The organism is Streptomyces sp. NBC_00669 (genome assembly GCF_036226785.1).
Classification (GTDB): domain Bacteria; phylum Actinomycetota; class Actinomycetes; order Streptomycetales; family Streptomycetaceae; genus Actinacidiphila.
This window is the reverse complement of the sequence record NZ_CP109018.1, coordinates 3,991,069-4,006,184: the sequence shown is the minus strand read 5'-3', so window position 1 is coordinate 4,006,184 and position 15,116 is coordinate 3,991,069. Positions and strand designations below refer to the sequence as shown.

The 15,116-nt window shown below is 70.6% G+C and carries 12 protein-coding genes and 1 pseudogene; 8 read left to right on the top strand and 5 right to left on the bottom strand.

The genetic code is table 11. The features are described from left to right. Positions 1-12 precede the first annotated feature (12 nt). Positions 13-882 carry an alpha/beta fold hydrolase gene (locus tag OG896_RS16510; protein WP_329366202.1) on the bottom strand — a complete coding sequence of 290 codons (870 nt, stop codon included), beginning with the start codon at positions 880-882 and terminating at the stop codon, positions 13-15. 113 nt (positions 883-995) lie between these two features. Here OG896_RS16510 and OG896_RS16505 point away from each other — a divergent pair, with 113 nt between their 5' ends. From OG896_RS16505 to OG896_RS16495, 3 genes are all read left to right on the top strand, one after another. Continuing rightward, positions 996-1,463 (top strand): helix-turn-helix domain-containing protein, encoded by a 468-nt coding sequence (locus OG896_RS16505; protein WP_329366200.1) that lies wholly within the window; start codon positions 996-998, stop codon positions 1,461-1,463. A gap of 63 nt (positions 1,464-1,526) precedes the next feature. After that, positions 1,527-2,132, top strand: coding sequence for a hypothetical protein (locus OG896_RS16500; protein ID WP_329366198.1), 606 nt, complete (start codon positions 1,527-1,529; stop codon positions 2,130-2,132). 156 nt (positions 2,133-2,288) lie between these two features. After that, complete coding sequence (locus OG896_RS16495; RefSeq protein ID WP_328467566.1) at positions 2,289-2,672, top strand: DUF2516 family protein; 384 nt, start codon at positions 2,289-2,291, stop codon at positions 2,670-2,672. Positions 2,673-2,688: 16 nt separating this feature from the next. Here OG896_RS16495 and OG896_RS16490 read toward each other — a convergent pair whose 3' ends face one another. Together OG896_RS16490 and OG896_RS16485 are read right to left on the bottom strand one after the other, a co-directional pair. Further along, positions 2,689-4,077 (bottom strand): PP2C family protein-serine/threonine phosphatase, encoded by a 1,389-nt coding sequence (locus tag OG896_RS16490; protein ID WP_329366196.1) that lies wholly within the window; start codon positions 4,075-4,077, stop codon positions 2,689-2,691. Positions 4,078-4,326: 249 nt separating this feature from the next. Then, on the bottom strand, positions 4,327-5,124 hold the full coding sequence (locus tag OG896_RS16485) for a class I SAM-dependent methyltransferase (RefSeq protein WP_329366194.1): 798 nt from the start codon (positions 5,122-5,124) through the stop codon (positions 4,327-4,329). Positions 5,125-5,450: 326 nt separating this feature from the next. Between OG896_RS16485 and mshA the strand changes: the two genes are divergently transcribed. The 3 genes from mshA (at position 5,451) to OG896_RS16470 (ending at position 9,203) form a co-directional block, all read left to right on the top strand. Continuing rightward, positions 5,451-6,791 carry a D-inositol-3-phosphate glycosyltransferase gene (gene mshA / locus OG896_RS16480; RefSeq protein ID WP_329374072.1) on the top strand — a complete coding sequence of 447 codons (1,341 nt, stop codon included), beginning with the start codon at positions 5,451-5,453 and terminating at the stop codon, positions 6,789-6,791. Positions 6,792-6,975: 184 nt separating this feature from the next. Then, positions 6,976-7,449, top strand: a complete 474-nt coding sequence (locus OG896_RS16475) for a YbjN domain-containing protein (RefSeq protein ID WP_328474350.1) — start codon at positions 6,976-6,978, stop codon at positions 7,447-7,449. Between the two features lie 173 nt (positions 7,450-7,622). After that, a complete protein-coding gene (locus OG896_RS16470) occupies positions 7,623-9,203 on the top strand; it encodes a glycosyl hydrolase family 28-related protein (protein ID WP_329366192.1) in 1,581 nt (526 codons plus the stop codon). An 85-nt stretch (positions 9,204-9,288) separates the two neighbouring features. Here OG896_RS16470 and OG896_RS16465 read toward each other — a convergent pair whose 3' ends face one another. Beyond that, positions 9,289-10,698: an MDR family MFS transporter gene (locus tag OG896_RS16465; RefSeq protein WP_329374069.1), complete on the bottom strand. Its 1,410-nt coding sequence runs from the start codon at positions 10,696-10,698 to the stop codon at positions 9,289-9,291. A gap of 97 nt (positions 10,699-10,795) precedes the next feature. On the opposite strand from OG896_RS16465, the gene OG896_RS16460 reads away from it, so the two are divergent. Further along, positions 10,796-11,554 (top strand): phosphoglyceromutase, encoded by a 759-nt coding sequence (locus OG896_RS16460; protein WP_329366190.1) that lies wholly within the window; start codon positions 10,796-10,798, stop codon positions 11,552-11,554. Positions 11,555-11,670: 116 nt separating this feature from the next. Here OG896_RS16460 and OG896_RS16455 read toward each other — a convergent pair. Continuing rightward, positions 11,671-12,133 (bottom strand): annotated as a pseudogene (locus tag OG896_RS16455) (FtsK/SpoIIIE domain-containing protein); the annotation flags it as partial. 503 nt (positions 12,134-12,636) lie between these two features. Between OG896_RS16455 and OG896_RS16450 the strand changes: the two are divergent. Continuing rightward, positions 12,637-14,385 (top strand): AIPR family protein, encoded by a 1,749-nt coding sequence (locus OG896_RS16450; RefSeq protein WP_329366188.1) that lies wholly within the window; start codon positions 12,637-12,639, stop codon positions 14,383-14,385. Positions 14,386-15,116: the final 731 nt, after the last annotated feature.

Here is a 15,116-nt window from a genome sequence, read left to right as displayed (position 1 = left end):
CCGCCGGCGAACTCACCTTCCGTGGAAGGGGAGTTCGCGGGCCAGGAAGTCGCCGACCACGGCGCGGAACGCGTGGGGCCGCTCCACCCAGGGGAGGTGGCCGGCGCCGTCGAGCAGCGTCCGGGAGACCCGGGGGAGGGCCTGCTCCAACGAGTCGAGCGCCCAGTCCGGCCGGATGTCCTCGGCGCCGTGCACGATCAGCACGGGCACCTCCAACTCCTGGCAGGCCGCGAGCAGTTCGGGTGTGCCCGAGGTGCGGTTCACGTCGGCGTTGACGGTCGCGTTGCAGGCGAAGTTGACGCCGAACCAGGGTGTGGCCGATTCCTCGGCCTGTTCCCGCGCCTTCTCCCGGTCGGCGTAGTCGGCCGACCACTGCAGCACGCACCACTCCCGGATCTCCGCCTCGGTGCGCTGCTCGCGGTCGCCGAGCGCCTCCCAACGGTCCACGTCCGCACCGAGGTTGGCGCGCAGGTTCCGGTGGTAGGCCGACCGCCAGGTGTCGCGCGCGTCGATCCCGCTGCCGGAGACGTAGACCAGCGCGCTGACCCGCTCGGGGTGGTCCAGCGCGTACTGAAGGGCCAGTTGGGCCCCGTACGAATGCCCCAGGAGCGCCATCCGCTCCAGCCCGAAGTGGCGCCGTACGGCATCCAGGTCGGCCACCGACCGGGCGACCGAGTACGGCCCGCGCCGCTGCGACCGCCCGCATCCGCGCTGGTCCCAGCGGTACACGGTGGCCCGGTCCGCCAGCAGCCCGGCCAGGTCCCCCAAGAAGTCCCACAACCCGGGCCCACCGTGGCAGCACACCACCGGGGCCCCCTCGCCGCCCCGGGTCGCCCACAACCGCGTCCCGTCCTCCGCCGTGACCACCTCATCCGCACCCATCCGCCCCACGGTGCCACCCCCACCGACCCCTGTCACCACCCCCCGGCGGGTGGAGGGAAACAGTTGCAAGCGGGTTGCTTGCAAAAGTTAGCGGGGTGGGGCACGCTGGGGATATGGGTGCGTTGAAGGTGGGCGAGCTGGGGGAGTTCCTGCGGGAGCAGCGGCGCAGCGCGCAGTTGAGCCTGCGGCAGCTCGCTGATGCCGCGGGGGTGTCGAACCCCTATCTGAGCCAGATCGAGCGCGGGCTGCGGAAGCCGAGCGCGGAGATCCTGCAGCAGCTGGCGAAGGCGCTGCGGATATCGGCGGAGACCCTCTACGTGCAGGCGGGAATGCTCGACGCGCGGGAGCGGGACGAGCTGGAGGTGCCGGCGGCGATCCTGGCCGACCCGTCGATCAACGAACGGCAGAAGCAGGTGCTGATCCAGATCTACGAGTCCTTCCGCAAGGAGAACGCCGCGGCCCCTGAGGGGGCGGACGGCACGGGCGCCGCGTGGGAAGCGGGTCGGGACGGGGCGGCCGCTTCGGTGGTGGCGGGCCGGGCAGCACCCGGCAGGACCGGCGGGCAACCGCCGAACGAGTGACAAAGCAAGCGATGAGCAAGTGACGTGCAAGCGACGAAGCAAGGAAGAAGAGGGACGAGAGCAATGACGATCACCGATGACATCGTGAAGGGCCTGCGCAACCCGACCCCGCTCTACGCGGTCGCGGGCACCGCGGACCTGGCCGCGGAGAAGCTGCGGGAGGTCCCGGGCCTGCTGGAGAAGCTGCGCGAGCAGGCGCCCGAGCGGTTCGAGAAGCTGCGGGCGACGGACCCGAAGGACGTGCAGCAGCGCGTCACCGAGGGAGCCAAGGACGCCCAGAGCAAGCTCAACGAGACCTTCTCCGACCTGGACCTGAAGGAGCTGCGGCCGGACCTCCGCAAGATCGGCGAGTCCGTGCAGGGCTTCGCGCTCCAGGGCGTCGGCCGCGCCGCGGAGTACGCGGTGCGCACCCGCGAGACGTACGACGAGCTGGCCGTGCGCGGCAAGGACGCCGTGGCGAAGTGGCGTGGCGAGCAGGCCGACGAGGTCGTGGACTTTCCCGCCGTGGGGCACACGTCGAAGTCCGGCTCGGCATCCGGATCGGCCTCGGCGTCCGCCGCCAAGCCGAAGCCGCAGTCGGGCAAGGCCGCGACCGAGTCCCCCAAGCCCGCCGCCCCGAAGAAGCCGGCCGCCCAGCGCCGTACCACCCCGCGCAAGCCGGCGGAGTGACCCGCCCGCCTCGGCGCGGCCGACCGGGACCGACCGGGGCCGCACGAGGTGAAGACCGACCGATGGACCGGGCACCGGATGCGCGCCCGGTCCGTTAGGTGGGTAGGACCGGTACGGTGGCCATGACCAGACAGTGACTGAGAGGCGGTGGACGACTTGCTGATCACAGCGTTCTTTTCGGTGGTCGGCCTGATCTCGTTGGCGCTTTTCCTCTTCGCGCTCTTCGCGTTCGTCGACGCGGCGATCCGTCGTGAGGACGCCTATCGGGCAGCGGACAAGAACACCAAGGCGTTCTGGCTGATCATCCTCGGCATCGCGGCCGCGGTGATGAAGCTGTTCAGCATCATGTCGTTCCTGCCGGTCATCGGCCTGATCGCCGTGATCGTGTACATGGTCGACGTCCGCCCGGCGGTCCGCGCCGTCAGCGGCCGTGGGCGTAGCGCCGGTGGCGGCGGTGGCCGCTTCGGTCGCCGTGGCGGCAGCCGCAGCGGGGGCAGCAGCAGCGACGGCCCGTACGGCCCGTACAACGGCCGCCGCTGAGAGTCCGTACCGGGTCCTACGCCTGCCGCTCCAGCAGCACCACGGCCACGTCGTCCGTCAGCTCACCACCGTTGAGTTCGCGCACCTTCGCCATGGTCGCGTCCAGCAGTTCCTCACCGCCGAGGCCCGCGGCCATCAACTGCCCGGCGAGCCCGATCATGCCCTCCTGGCCCAGCCGCTGCGTGCCCTTGCCGATCCGGCCCTCGATCAGGCCGTCGGTGTAGAGCATCAGCGACCACTCGCCGTCCAGCCGGACCCCGATCCGGTCCCAGGAGGCGTCCGGCAGCAGCCCGAGCGCCGGCCCGCCCGCCTCGAACGGCAGCAACGCCGGCGGCCGGTCGGGGGCGGCGAGCATCGGGGCCGGGTGCCCGGCCAGGTGCAGCTCGGCCGAGCGGCCGTCCGGCGCGATGTCGACCGCGCACAACGTGGCGAAGATCTCCTCGTCGGCCCGCTCGTGCACCAGCACGTCCTGCATGGTGCGCAGCAGTTCCTCGCCGCCCAGCCCGGCGAAGGTCAGCGCCCGCCAGGCGATCCGCAGTTCCACGCCGAGCGCGGCAGCGTCCGGGCCGTGCCCGCACACGTCGCCGATCATCGCGTGCACGGTCCCGTCGGGGGTGCGCACCGTGTCGTAGAAGTCGCCGCCGAGCAGGGCCCGGCTGCGGCCCGGCCGGTAGCGCGAGGCGAACCGCAGCCCGGTCGCGCCCTCCAGCAGCGGGGTGGGCAGCAGCCCGCGCTCCAACCGCCGGTTCTCCTGGGCGAGCAGCCGGGTCTGGGTGAGCTGGCGCTGCGCGAGGTCGGCGCGTTTGCGCTCCACCGCGTAGCGCACGGCGCGGGTGACGGTCCCACCGTCCACGCTGTCCCGTACGAGGTGGTCCTGCGCGCCGACCCGGACCGCCTCGGCGGCGGTCTCCCCGTCGTCCGTGCCGTCGGTGAGGACGAGGACCGCGGTGCCCGGCGCCAGTCGCAGCACCTGCTGGAGGCCGCCGAGCACGTCCGGCAGATCGAGCAGGATGCAGTGCACGTCGTCGGTGAGCAGCCGCCCCGCCGCGGTCAGGTTGCGCGCCCGCAGCACGCGGATACGGGGGCCGCCCGACTCGTGGAAGTAGGGCGCGGTGAACGCGCCGGCCGGGTCGTCGCCGATCACCAGCAGGGTCAGTACGAGCGGGTCCGGGACGGTGTCCTGGCGCTGCCGGGGCAGCGCCAGCGTCTGACCGGCGGCGGTGGAGCCGGTGGCGGTCGCGCCTGCGGGCGCCGGATCGGACGAGGAGGCCGGTGCCGGTTCCGGCGCCGGGGGCTCCTGGGGAGCGTCGTGCCGCGTCGAGGCGTCCGCGGGCACGCCTGCACGGCCCTGGGCACCGCGGTGGGTGTCCGAGGGCCGTTCGGTGCCGCGCCTGGCAGCGGACATCACTCGGCTCCTTCCCTCCCCCTGAGGTCTCGGTCTGGCGACCCTAGTGGTTCAAGCGGACGGGACGGGAGTGCCGAAAGTGAATCCCCCGTGCCATATGCCGGTACGGGCGGGCGGTTTGGGAGCCAATGGGGGTATCCGCCCATGACCAAGGTCACGCGTGACGGGTGCAACCGTGTGGCGTACGCGACCCTCTTCCGGGTCCAGGGTCCTTCTCGGGGCGCCCCGGACCCCGCGAGGCGCGGCCTCTCACGGCGCGACGGACTCCCACGCCAGCGTGATCTCGCCCTGGCGCCAGCGGGTGGGGCCGTCGCGCACCGGCCAGCCCTGGTCGCGCAGGTCGCGTACCGCCCTGATCCAGCGCTGCCGCGCGCCGAGCGAGGAGAGGGGCGCCGCGGACGCCCAGGCGCGGTCGAACGCCGTGAGGAAGGCGTGGACGGGTTCGCCCGGCACGTTGTGGTGGATGAGCGCCTTGGGGAGGCGCTCCGCGAGGTCGGACGGGCGGTGGAGCGAGCCGAGCCGGGTCGCGAAGGTGATGCTGCGCGGACCCTCCGGGCCGAGCGCGACCCAGACGTGCCGGCGCCCGATCTCGTCGCAGGTGCCCTCGACCAGCAGGCCGCCGGGTGCCAGCCGGGCCCGTAGCGCGGCCCAGACGCCGGCCACCTCGGCCTCGTCGTACTGGCGCAGCACGTTCGCCGCGCGGATCAGCAGGGGGCGGCGGCCGCCGGGCAGCGGGAGTTCGAAGCCGCCGTGCAGGAAGGTCAGGCCGTCGCGGATATAGGGGAGTGCCGCGGCGACCCGGGCGGGCTCGATCTCGACGCCGACCACCTCGGCCTGCGGCCGTACCCGGCGCAGCCGCGTCAGCAGCTCGACGGCGGTCCAGGGCGCGGCGCCGTATCCGAGGTCGACGGCGAGCGGGTCGGCGGCGCCGCGCAGCTCCCGGGCGAGGGTGGCGGCGATCCAGCGGTCCATCCGGCGCAGGCGGTTGGGGTTGGTGGTGCCCCTGGTCACCGTGCCCACCGCGCCCACCGCGCGCCCGCCGCTCATGGGCACGAGGGTAGACGAGCGTGAACGGGCGGACCGGACGAGCGTGAACGGGCGGACCGGGGGCATGCGCCCCGCGAAGGGCCCGGCCGCGCGATACACCGGGCGCCGGCCGCCGGGCACGGGGCTTCGCACGAGGGAGCGCACGGTCACGCCGTCGTCGTACCGGCACGGGTACGGTCATGGCCGGTCACGTGGGTCATGCCGATCGTGACCCCGGGCGCCGTGGTAACGACCTGACATCGGTGCGGAAGATCGGAAATGGAATCGCACATTCCGGTGTTGTGCGAGGTTGACGACGGGGGTACGGCTGCCGGAAGGATCGCATGGTGACCACGTACACGTCCCGGCTCGGCGCGCGCCGCGGAACCCCGCACAAGAGGTGGACGGTCGGGCGCCGGGTACGGCGGGTGGCGATGCTGAGCGTGCACACCTCTCCTCTGCACCAGCCGGGCACCGGCGACGCCGGCGGCATGAACGTGTACATCGTGGAGCTGGCCAGACGGCTGGCCGAGCGGGACATCGAGGTGGAGATCTTCACCCGGGCCACCACCGGCGGCGCGCCCCCCGCGGTCGAGCTGGCCCCCGGCGTGCTGGTGCGGCACGTGGACGCCGGCCCGTACGAAGGGCTCGCCAAGGAGGACCTGCCGGCCCAGCTCTGCGCGTTCACGCACGGCGTGATGCAGGCGTGGGCCGGTCACCGCCCGGGGCACTACGACCTGGTGCACTCCCACTACTGGCTCTCCGGCCATGTTGGCTGGCTGGCCGCCGAGCGCTGGGGCGTACCCCTGGTGCACGCCATGCACACCATGGCCAAGGTGAAGAACGCCGCGCTCGCCGCCGACGACTGCCCCGAGCCGACCGCCCGGGTGATCGGCGAGACGCAGGTGGTGGCGGCCGCTGACCGGCTGATCGCGAACACCGACGAGGAGGCCGCCGAGCTGGCGCGGCACTACGACGCGGCGCCCGGCAAGGTCGCCGTCGTCCACCCCGGTGTGAACCTCGACCGCTTCCGGCCCGACGCCGGCGGGCGGTCCGCCGCCCGGGCCCGGCTCGGGCTGCCGCAGGACGCGGTGATCCCGCTCTTCGCCGGGCGGATACAGCCGCTGAAGGCGCCCGACGTGCTGGTCCGCGCCGTGGCCGTGCTGCTGGAGCGCGACCCGGCGCTGCGCGAGCGGCTGGTCGTGCCGATCGTCGGCGGCCCCAGCGGCAGCGGGCTGGCCAAGCCCGAGGCGCTGCACAAGCTGGCCGCGCGGCTCGGCGTGTGCGACGTCATCCGGTTCCAGCCGCCGGTGGACCAGGCGCGGCTCGCGGACTGGTACCGCGCGGCGACGGTCCTGGTCATGCCGTCCTACAGCGAGTCCTTCGGGCTGGTCGCGATCGAGGCGCAGGCGTGCGGCACCCCGGTGGTCGCCGCCGCGGTCGGCGGGCTGCCGGTCGCGGTCGCCGACGGCCGCACCGGCTTCCTCGTCCCCGGGCACGACCCGCGGGACTACGCCGAGGCGCTGCGGCGCTTCGTCGACCACCCGCACCTCGCGGACGACCTCGGCGCGGCAGCGGCCCGGCACGCCCGCGGCTTCGGCTGGGGCGCCGCGGCGGCGGACACGGCCGAGGTGTACGCGGCGGCGCAGCAGGAGCACCGGCGTCACCTACGATCGGCCCATGGCTGACGCTTCCCCGGAGCACCCCGAGTCCACGGAGCCCCCGAAGTCCACGGAGTCCTCCGCGCCGAGCGCGCCGAGCGCGCCGAGCGAGCCGTCCGCGTCCTCCGCGCCGGAGGGGTCTGCCGAGCCGCCGGAGCCCGCGGACGCCGGCCGTGCGCCGTCGCCGGCCGCCGCCCGCGCCCGGGCGGCGGTGGAGCAGGCGCTGCGCGAGGCCGAACTCCCGTGGGAGTCACCCCGCGTGGGCACGTACGTCACCCAACTCCCGGGCACCCGCAAGCTGTCCACCACCACCCAGCTCATCGTCGGCGAGCACACCCTCTCCCTCAACGCCTTCGTGATCCGCCACCCCGACGAGAACCACGACGCCTTCCACCGCTGGCTGCTCGAACGCAACCTCCGTACGTACGGCGTCGGTTACGCCATCGACCGGCTCGGCGACGTCTACCTCGCCGGCCGGCTCCCGCTGGCCGCCGTCACTCCGGCGGAGGTCGACCGGCTCCTGGGCGCGGTCCTGGAGAACGCGGACGGCTCCTTCAACGTGCTGCTCGAACTCGGCTTCGCGTCCGCGATCCGCAAGGAGTACGCCTGGCGGGTGGCCCGCGGCGAGTCCACCCGAAACCTGGACGCGTTCACCCACCTGACCAGGCCGTCCTCCGAGGAGTAGCGGGCCGCCGCCCACCCCGGCGCCCGCCCTCTCCCCAGACGTCCACGTCTGCTGGAGGAATCCGCGGCAGGCGGGTCTTCCCCGTTCCCGTCGGAAGCCATCCCGCGTATCGTACCGGCGGACGCATGAGTGAATCGTATTCAGATTCATGAACTCGGTGGAAGGGCGGGGTCATGGCGGAGCACCCGGGCGGCGGGATGTGGGCGGAGTTCGCGGCGAATCCCTACGCGCACCCGCAGATCCCCTACGTGGCGCAGGCCGGCTGCGCGGACGGCGCCACCGACTTCCCCCGGCGCCAACTCCGGGCGCGCGTCGAGGAGTTCGGTGCACGGGCGGACGGCACGGCGGACGCGGCGCCCGCGATCAACCGGGCACTGCGTGAGGTGGGGGAGTCCGGCGGCGGGGAGGTGCTGCTGGGCCCCGGCACGTACCGGATCGACGACGTGGTGCAGGTCGGCTGGAGCGGTACCGCGCTGCGGGGCGCGGGCAGTGGGCGGACCACGCTGTACGCGACCCGCCCGCTGGAGGAGATCGTCGGTGGCTACGGCAGCAGGTACGGCGGCGACAAGTCCAGCTGGTCGTGGGCGGGCGGCCTGGTCTGGATGTGTCCGGCGGCCCGCTACCGCGAGTTGACCGGCGCGATCCGCGAGCGGGACTGGCCGTTCGAGGGCTGGACCGGCAACCGCCGAACGGACTTCGAGCCGCTGGCCCGGGTCACCACGCAGTCCCGGCAGGGCAGTTGGAGCGTGCGGGTGGACGACCCCTCGTCGCTGCGGGCCGGCGACCGGGTCCTGCTGCAGTACGCCGACACCCCGTCCCATGGCCTGCTGCGGCACATGGCCGGCGATGTGCCGGGCGCGGCGGCGTACGACTGGTCGGACAAGACGAAGCTGCTGTCGTACCTGCCGTACGAGTGGCCGGTGCGGATCGTGTCCGTCGACGGGGACGAGATCGGCCTCGACCGGCCGCTGCCGCTGGACACCCGCTCGGAGTGGCAACCGACGTTCACCACCTGCGTGCGGCCGCTGACCGGCTCCGGGGTGGAGGGCCTGACGATCGCGACGGCGGCCGGCGAGCAGGGCCCGCACCTGCGGGACCGGGGCTGGAACGGCCTTGCCGCGCAATGCACTTGGGACTGCTGGGTGGACGATGTGCACGCGGTCGACGTCGACAACGGCTTTCTGATGGTCGCGGCGAAGGCCACCACCTTCCGGCGTACCCGCGTGGCCGGCCGCGGCTGCCACCACGCGTACGCCTGCCGCGAGGGCTCGCACGACAACCTCGTCACCGACTTCGCCGTCGAGCGCCGCACCACCCCGGCCCCGCCCGACGCCCAGCTGCACGGCATCAACGTGGAGGGGCTGTCGTCCTACAACGTCTGGGCGGGCGGGCGGATGGAGATGGGGACTTTCGACACCCATCGCGGGCTGCCGTTCGCCTGCGTGCGTACCGACATCAGCTGCGAGAACGACGGCCGGCACGGTGGCGACCTGACCGCCGGGCCGCTCTACGGCGCCCGGTTCACCCACTGGAACATCACCGTCACCAACGGCCGGGCGGGCTGCGTCCGCATCGACGAGGTCGCCCCGCGCAGCGCGACGGTCGCGGTCTCCGAGGTCACCGAGTTCGCCCAGACCGACACCCCCGACTTCGCCGGCCCGCTCGACACCAGACTCCAGTCCTACGGTGCCCCCGGTCCGGCCGCGGACGTCCCCGCGGATCTGTACCGGGCGCAGCGCGAACTGCTGCGGTGAAGGGGGTGCGTGGCGGGGGTGCGTGGTGGGGGTGCGTGGCGGGGCGGGCGGAGGCGGTGCGAGGGCAGTGCGGAGGCGGGTGCGGTCAGACCGGGTCGAGGTCGTTCCCGGTCGGCGCGACGGGTGTTGGCGTCTGTGCGGCGAGCGGCGCCGCCGGAGCGGGCACCTCCGCGAGAAGCGGCGCCGCCGGAGCGGGCACCTCCGCGAGAAGCGGCGACGTACGTGTACGGAGCAGGCCGTAGTAGCCCGCGCCCGCCAGGGTGCCGACGGCCGCGCATCCCCACCAGACGGCGCCCCGCCCGAGGTGGTCCAGGGTGACGCCGCCCGCGAGCGGCCCGGCGAAGGCGGCGGCGGACCAGGACAGCGAGAACATGCCCTGGTAGCGGCCGCGCGCGGAGGCGGGGGCGAGGTCGGCGACCACCGACATGGACGCGGGGGCGTGCACGATCTCGCCGACCGTCCAGATCACGACGGTCAGCGCGTAGACCGCCACGGACCCGGCGAAGGCGGTGGCCCCGAACCCCCAGGCCATCAGCAGCGACCCCGTGGCCAGCAGGCCGGCCGCGCTGCGCGAACGCAGTGCCCGGGTGAGCGGGATCTGGAGCAGCACGATCACCAGGCCGTTCAGCGCGATCACCAGGCCGTACTGCCGCGCGGAGTAGCCGTCGGCGCCCATGTCGACCGCGAGGGTGGAGGAGCCCTGCTGCATCACCGCGCCGACCAGGAAGGTCAGGCCGACCACGGCCATGAAGCGGCGGTCGCGGGCGACGTCGGCGAGGGTGATCGGGCGCGCGGGGCCGGTGGTGGTGCGCGGATCGCGCTTCCCGGCCGCGGCGGTGCGTGCGGCCCTGCGGCCGGGCGCGGCACCCGACGTGGCGTGCGGCGCGGCACGTGGCGCGGTGCTCGGCGCGGCATTCGGCGCGGCGCTCGGCACGTCGTTCGGCAGCGTCTCCCGGACCTTGGCGAAGACCACCAGCGCACACAGCAGCGTGGTGACCGCGTCGCCGAGGAACAGCCAGAGGTAGCCCTCGGCGGCGACGAAGCCCGCGACGGCCGCCGAGACGCCGAACCCTATGTTGATCGCCCAGTAGTTGAGGGAGAACGCGCGCACCCGGTCCTCCGGCGGCACCAGGTCGGAGATCATCGCGGAGAGCGCGGGGCGGGAGGCGTTGCCGACGAGGCCGAGGAGCGCGGCGACCGCGGCGACGGCGAGCGGTGCGGTGACCAGGCCGAGCACGGCGGTGGCCGCGGCGGCGCCGACCTGCGCGGTGAGCAGGGTGATCCGGCGCCCGATCCGGTCGGCCAGCACCCCGCCGAGCACGGCGCCGCCGGCCCCGCCCAGGCCGTAGAGCGCGGCCACCAGCCCGGCGTACGAAGGGGAGTAGCCGCGCTGCGCCGTCAGGTACAGCGCGAGGAAGGTCGCGACGAAGCCGCCCAGCCGGTTGACCAGGGTGCTTGTCCACAACCACCAGAACTGCCGGGGCAGCCCCGACATGGTCTCCCGCACCGTCGATGTAATAGTCGCTCTCACGATGCGCAGATTACATAGGCCGGTCGCGGGGCGCCACTCGATTTCCATTACGCTCAGAGGCATGGCTGCTGCTGCGTACAAGCTGATCCTGCTCCGCCACGGCGAGAGTGAGTGGAACGCGAAGAACCTCTTCACCGGCTGGGTGGACGTCAACCTCAACGACAAGGGTGAGAAGGAGGCGGTCCGGGGCGGCGAGCTGCTCAAGGACGCCGGCCTGCTCCCCGACGTGCTGCACACCTCCGTACTCAAGCGCGCGATCCGCACCTCCCAGCTCGCCCTGGAGGCGGCCGACCGGCTGTGGGTTCCGGTGCGGCGCTCCTGGCGGCTGAACGAGCGGCACTACGGTGCCCTCCAGGGCAAGGACAAGGCGCAGACCCTCGCGGAGTTCGGCGAGGAGCAGTTCATGCTCTGGCGCCGTTCCTACGACACCCCGCCGCCGGTGCTCGCCGACGGCGCCGAGTACTCCCAGTCCGACGACCCGCGCTACGCCACGATCCCGCCGGAGCTGCGTCCCCGCACCGAGTGCCTCAAGGACGTCGTCGAGCGGATGCTCCCGTACTGGTACGACGGCATCGTGCCCGACCTGCTCACCGGCCGCACCGTGCTCGTGGTCGCCCACGGCAACTCGCTGCGGGCCCTCGTCAAGCACCTCGACAGCATCTCCGACGCCGACATCGCCGGCCTGAACATCCCCACCGGCATCCCCCTCGCCTACGACCTCGACACCGACTTCCGCCCGGTCACCCCCGGCGGCACCTACCTCGACCCCGACGCCGCGGCCGCCGCGATCGAAGCGGTCAAGAACCAGGGCAAGAAGTAGCCCGTCCACCCCGACCATGCCCCCGACCTGCGGGTTCGTCCGCGGGAAGGGGGCATGCGCGTGTCCGGGGCCGTGTCCGCGCGAAGGCGATCGGGGCTCTGCCGAAGGCCCGAACGTGGGTCGCTGGCGAGTGCGGACAACTGGGAGGCGAAGGGCGCGAGTCGACGCCCCGTTTGCAGTCGATGCCGACCGGGGCGACTGGTTGGGGTGCGAGCCCGGCGACCAGGTGGCGCAGGTAGATGGACTTGTCCGCCAGGGTGGCGCCGAGGGTGAATTGGTGGGGTATCGCGCGGTAGTCCCGCACGAAAGCCGTCGCGTCCTCCCGCAGTGCCACCGGCAGCTTGAGTAGACCGCCGGGCGCACGACGCGGCATGCGGACCTTCCGCAGGACGTCGAAGCCGACGCCATAGTTCGACCACGCCGGGCTTGACCAACTGTCACGTAGATGGCGTGGACTCCCCAGGCGGGCTGGAGCCGTTCGGCTGAGGTCGCCACGTCGGCGGGTTCCTGGCCGAGAGCCAGCCGCAGCCGGAGCCGTAGGCCGGTCGACGTCGGGCGGATGATGCCCCGCCGAGGTGGCGCCCTCAACCCCGCCCAACTCCGACATCGCCGCCAAACTCCGCGCCCAAGCAGACCACCTTGACCACGAAGTCCGCCCCGCCCTCATCGCAGCCCGCGGAGACTGGACCGCCCACCACGCGACCTGAACTTCGTTCGTACCAGACCCCCGGCACCGCCAGCAGACGCGACGGCCGGGGTTTCACCGTCCCCCCACTGAGTAACAAACCTTCTCTACGAGTTCAACGCACCCGGCTGCGCTCCGCCCCGCCGGGCGCTCGTCCGGCTTCCGGCCGCACCCGCTCCTGTCTCCGCCCCGCTCCAGCCCGGCCGAAGCCCGTGCTGCGCTCACAGCAATCAGTGTCTGATGCCAGGTGCGCCCTGGTGCTGAGAGGCCTCAGCCATCCAGATCCCGGAACGCCTGCAGGCGACGGAGGCCTTGTAGATGCGGCAAACTTCTGCATCGAGGCGTACACCGATGCTACATTCAGTGGAATAGTGCCTTTGATGGGGGGAATCCTTCAATGCCGAAGATGCCCAGTAATGCGCAGACCTTGATCCTGCGAATCTTTGACGCATGGAAAGAGGAGAACCTTCCTGCTGCTGACGGAGGAATCGCTTTCGAGGTCTTTTCCTCGGAATTGTCATTGCGGTCTTTTGGGCTCGGGATTGAGGAAATTGAAGCTGGTGTCGTAGGAGGGGGGCAGGACGGTGCGATCGACTCAGTCTATGTTTTTTTCGATGACGCATTGCTAGATGAGGATTCAGACGTTGTCTCGGAAACGAGCCGCCCGTCCGATTTTGGCCAAGATAGAAACTTGGAACTCTGGATAATCCAAGCGAAGAGAACGCCTAGCTTCGCCGAGGACGTGGCGGAGAAGCTTGAGAACACTATGCGTCGGCTGCTGGACCTATCGCTGTCGATCGATTCCTTGTCCGTTCTGTACAACCCTACTCTCCTCACGCGATTTGCCATCTTCCGCGACGCCTGGGAGAAGCTGATCACCCGCCGACCCCGGATCAGCGTGAACGTCATCTACGCAACTCCGGGCGACTCCAGTAGTATCACGCCGCAATTTGAGGCTAAGCTGAGCGCCTTGAAGCAAGTGATCACTTCGTCCGTTCCCGATGCGCGGACAGTATCTGTGGAGCTTCTGGGCGACAAGGAACTGCTGGCGAGATACAACGAGCGCCCGCCGTACACTCTTGCAATGAACTACCAGGAAAGCGCCACGAGCGGGGAGTCGCACGTAGCTATCGTAAAGTTGAGGGACTATTACGATCTTATCGTCGACGATAACGGACGCCTTCGTCGCCACCTCTTCGAGTGGAACGTGAGGGATTATCAAGGGAGTGTGTCGGTGAATCAGGAGATTCGCCAGTCCCTTACGTCGTCTGATAGCCCCGAGTTCTGGTGGCTGAACAACGGCGTCACCATCATTTGCAGCGAAGCCACCAGCACCGCCAAAACATACTCACTCTCGAATATTCAAATTGTAAACGGCCTGCAAACGAGCCACGAAATATTCGAGTCGCTCAGGGGTGGCGATTCGGCAGAAGCCGGAGAGCGCATGTTGCTGGTTCGGATCATCGTGACCGATGATGCCGCAACGAGGGACCTGGTGATCAGGGCCACGAACCGGCAGACTGCAATTACGGATGCCTCTCTTCGCGCAACCGACGAAGTTCAGCGCAATATTGAAAATTACTTCTTGACTCAAGGTTGGTACTACGACAGGAGAAAGGGTTATTACAAGAACGACGGGAAAGATCCCGCAAAGATTGTAAGCATCCAATTTCTCGGGGCATCTGTCACCGCGATGGGTCTGGCGCGACCCGACAAGTCGCGCGGCAAGCCGTCATCGCTACTGAAGAACGACGAGGATTATCGGCTTGTTTTCAATTCGTCAATCGACCTCCAAGTCTACCTCTGGGCTGCCAAGCTTCAGCGTCAAGTAGATAGTTTCATCCTGTCTGAAGCTGCCGAAGCGAACGTCTCGCAGAAAAGCAACCTAAAGTTCCATCTGTCGATGCTCATTGTAGAGCTACTGAATGGTTCCCCCGTTCGTCGACCGCAGCAACTTCGTGCACTATCATCGGCGAATGCTGCGGTGGTCGACGTGGTACTCAAGGATCTTTTCGAGAAGCTCAAAAGGTGGTCTGGTGCTTACCTTCAGCGAGAAGGCGTCATTTTGGAGAGGGCAACGAAATCTCAGCGGTTCAGTGAATATCTGCTGGACCGAGCACGGTATCTCCGGGAAGCCAACTCGTAGCCTTTGGGTGCATGGCGGTGCGTCGGTGTAGCAACGCCGGAAGCCAAGGCCCTTTACCACAGCGGCGCTTCCGTCGGCGTGGCTTGCTCTGGTCTACGGCACCGGCAGCGAGGCTGAGGTGGTGGGGGTGCAGCGAGGCACACGCGCGCCTGATCGATCGTCGCACCCGCGGTCGTGTCTGACAGTCGGCGGCTGAGGTTCAGACGCGCCGCATCAGAAGCTGCCCTGCTGTCACGCGGCCCTGCACCGGGGCAAAGCTGGGCCGTCCCCGGGCCGTGCGAGAGTGCTAAGGAGCTGGCCGATGTCGACTGTTGACGACCGCTGCCGCCGGGGCGTCAATGGGCCTGACTTGGGATGACCCAAGGTCGCTCCCTCGTTCGGCGAGAACCAGGGCGCGAAGTAGCCCTTCGAGCCCGACCATGCCCCCTGCCTGCGGGTTCTCCGCGGGAAGGGGGCATGCGCGTGTCCGGGGCGGCCTGTGGGCCGTCAGGCGCGGCGGTGCGGCGACGGACGCGGATGTCGAAGATGGTCGCAAACGCCACAGGGACCACGATCTCGGCCGAGCAGCGGCCCAGAGTGTGAGCGTGCAACCGGCTGTCCCAATGAGAGTGATTGGCAGGCCACGGGGACGGATTTCGACGGTGACGCATGTAGGTGGTGGGTTCATGGCGATTCCGGATGTGGTCGGCTGCCAGGTGCGGCGTCCGAGCGCGGAACGTAACGCGGATTCT

What these genes read in the sequence shown, in the direction of transcription:
- OG896_RS16500 (WP_329366198.1), top strand. Translation starts at nt 1,527, where the DNA reads ATGACGATCACCGATGACATCGTGAAGGGCCTGCGCAACCCGACCCCG.
- OG896_RS16470 (WP_329366192.1), top strand. Translation starts at nt 7,623, where the DNA reads ATGGCGGAGCACCCGGGCGGCGGGATGTGGGCGGAGTTCGCGGCGAAT.
- OG896_RS16460 (WP_329366190.1), top strand. Translation starts at nt 10,796, where the DNA reads ATGGCTGCTGCTGCGTACAAGCTGATCCTGCTCCGCCACGGCGAGAGT.
- OG896_RS16450 (WP_329366188.1), top strand. Translation starts at nt 12,637, where the DNA reads ATGCCGAAGATGCCCAGTAATGCGCAGACCTTGATCCTGCGAATCTTT.
- OG896_RS16510 (WP_329366202.1), bottom strand. Translation starts at nt 882, where the DNA reads ATGGGTGCGGATGAGGTGGTCACGGCGGAGGACGGGACGCGGTTGTGG.
- OG896_RS16505 (WP_329366200.1), top strand. Translation starts at nt 996, where the DNA reads ATGGGTGCGTTGAAGGTGGGCGAGCTGGGGGAGTTCCTGCGGGAGCAG.
- OG896_RS16485 (WP_329366194.1), bottom strand. Translation starts at nt 5,124, where the DNA reads ATGAGCGGCGGGCGCGCGGTGGGCGCGGTGGGCACGGTGACCAGGGGC.
- OG896_RS16490 (WP_329366196.1), bottom strand. Translation starts at nt 4,077, where the DNA reads ATGTCCGCTGCCAGGCGCGGCACCGAACGGCCCTCGGACACCCACCGC.
- OG896_RS16465 (WP_329374069.1), bottom strand. Translation starts at nt 10,698, where the DNA reads ATGTCGGGGCTGCCCCGGCAGTTCTGGTGGTTGTGGACAAGCACCCTG.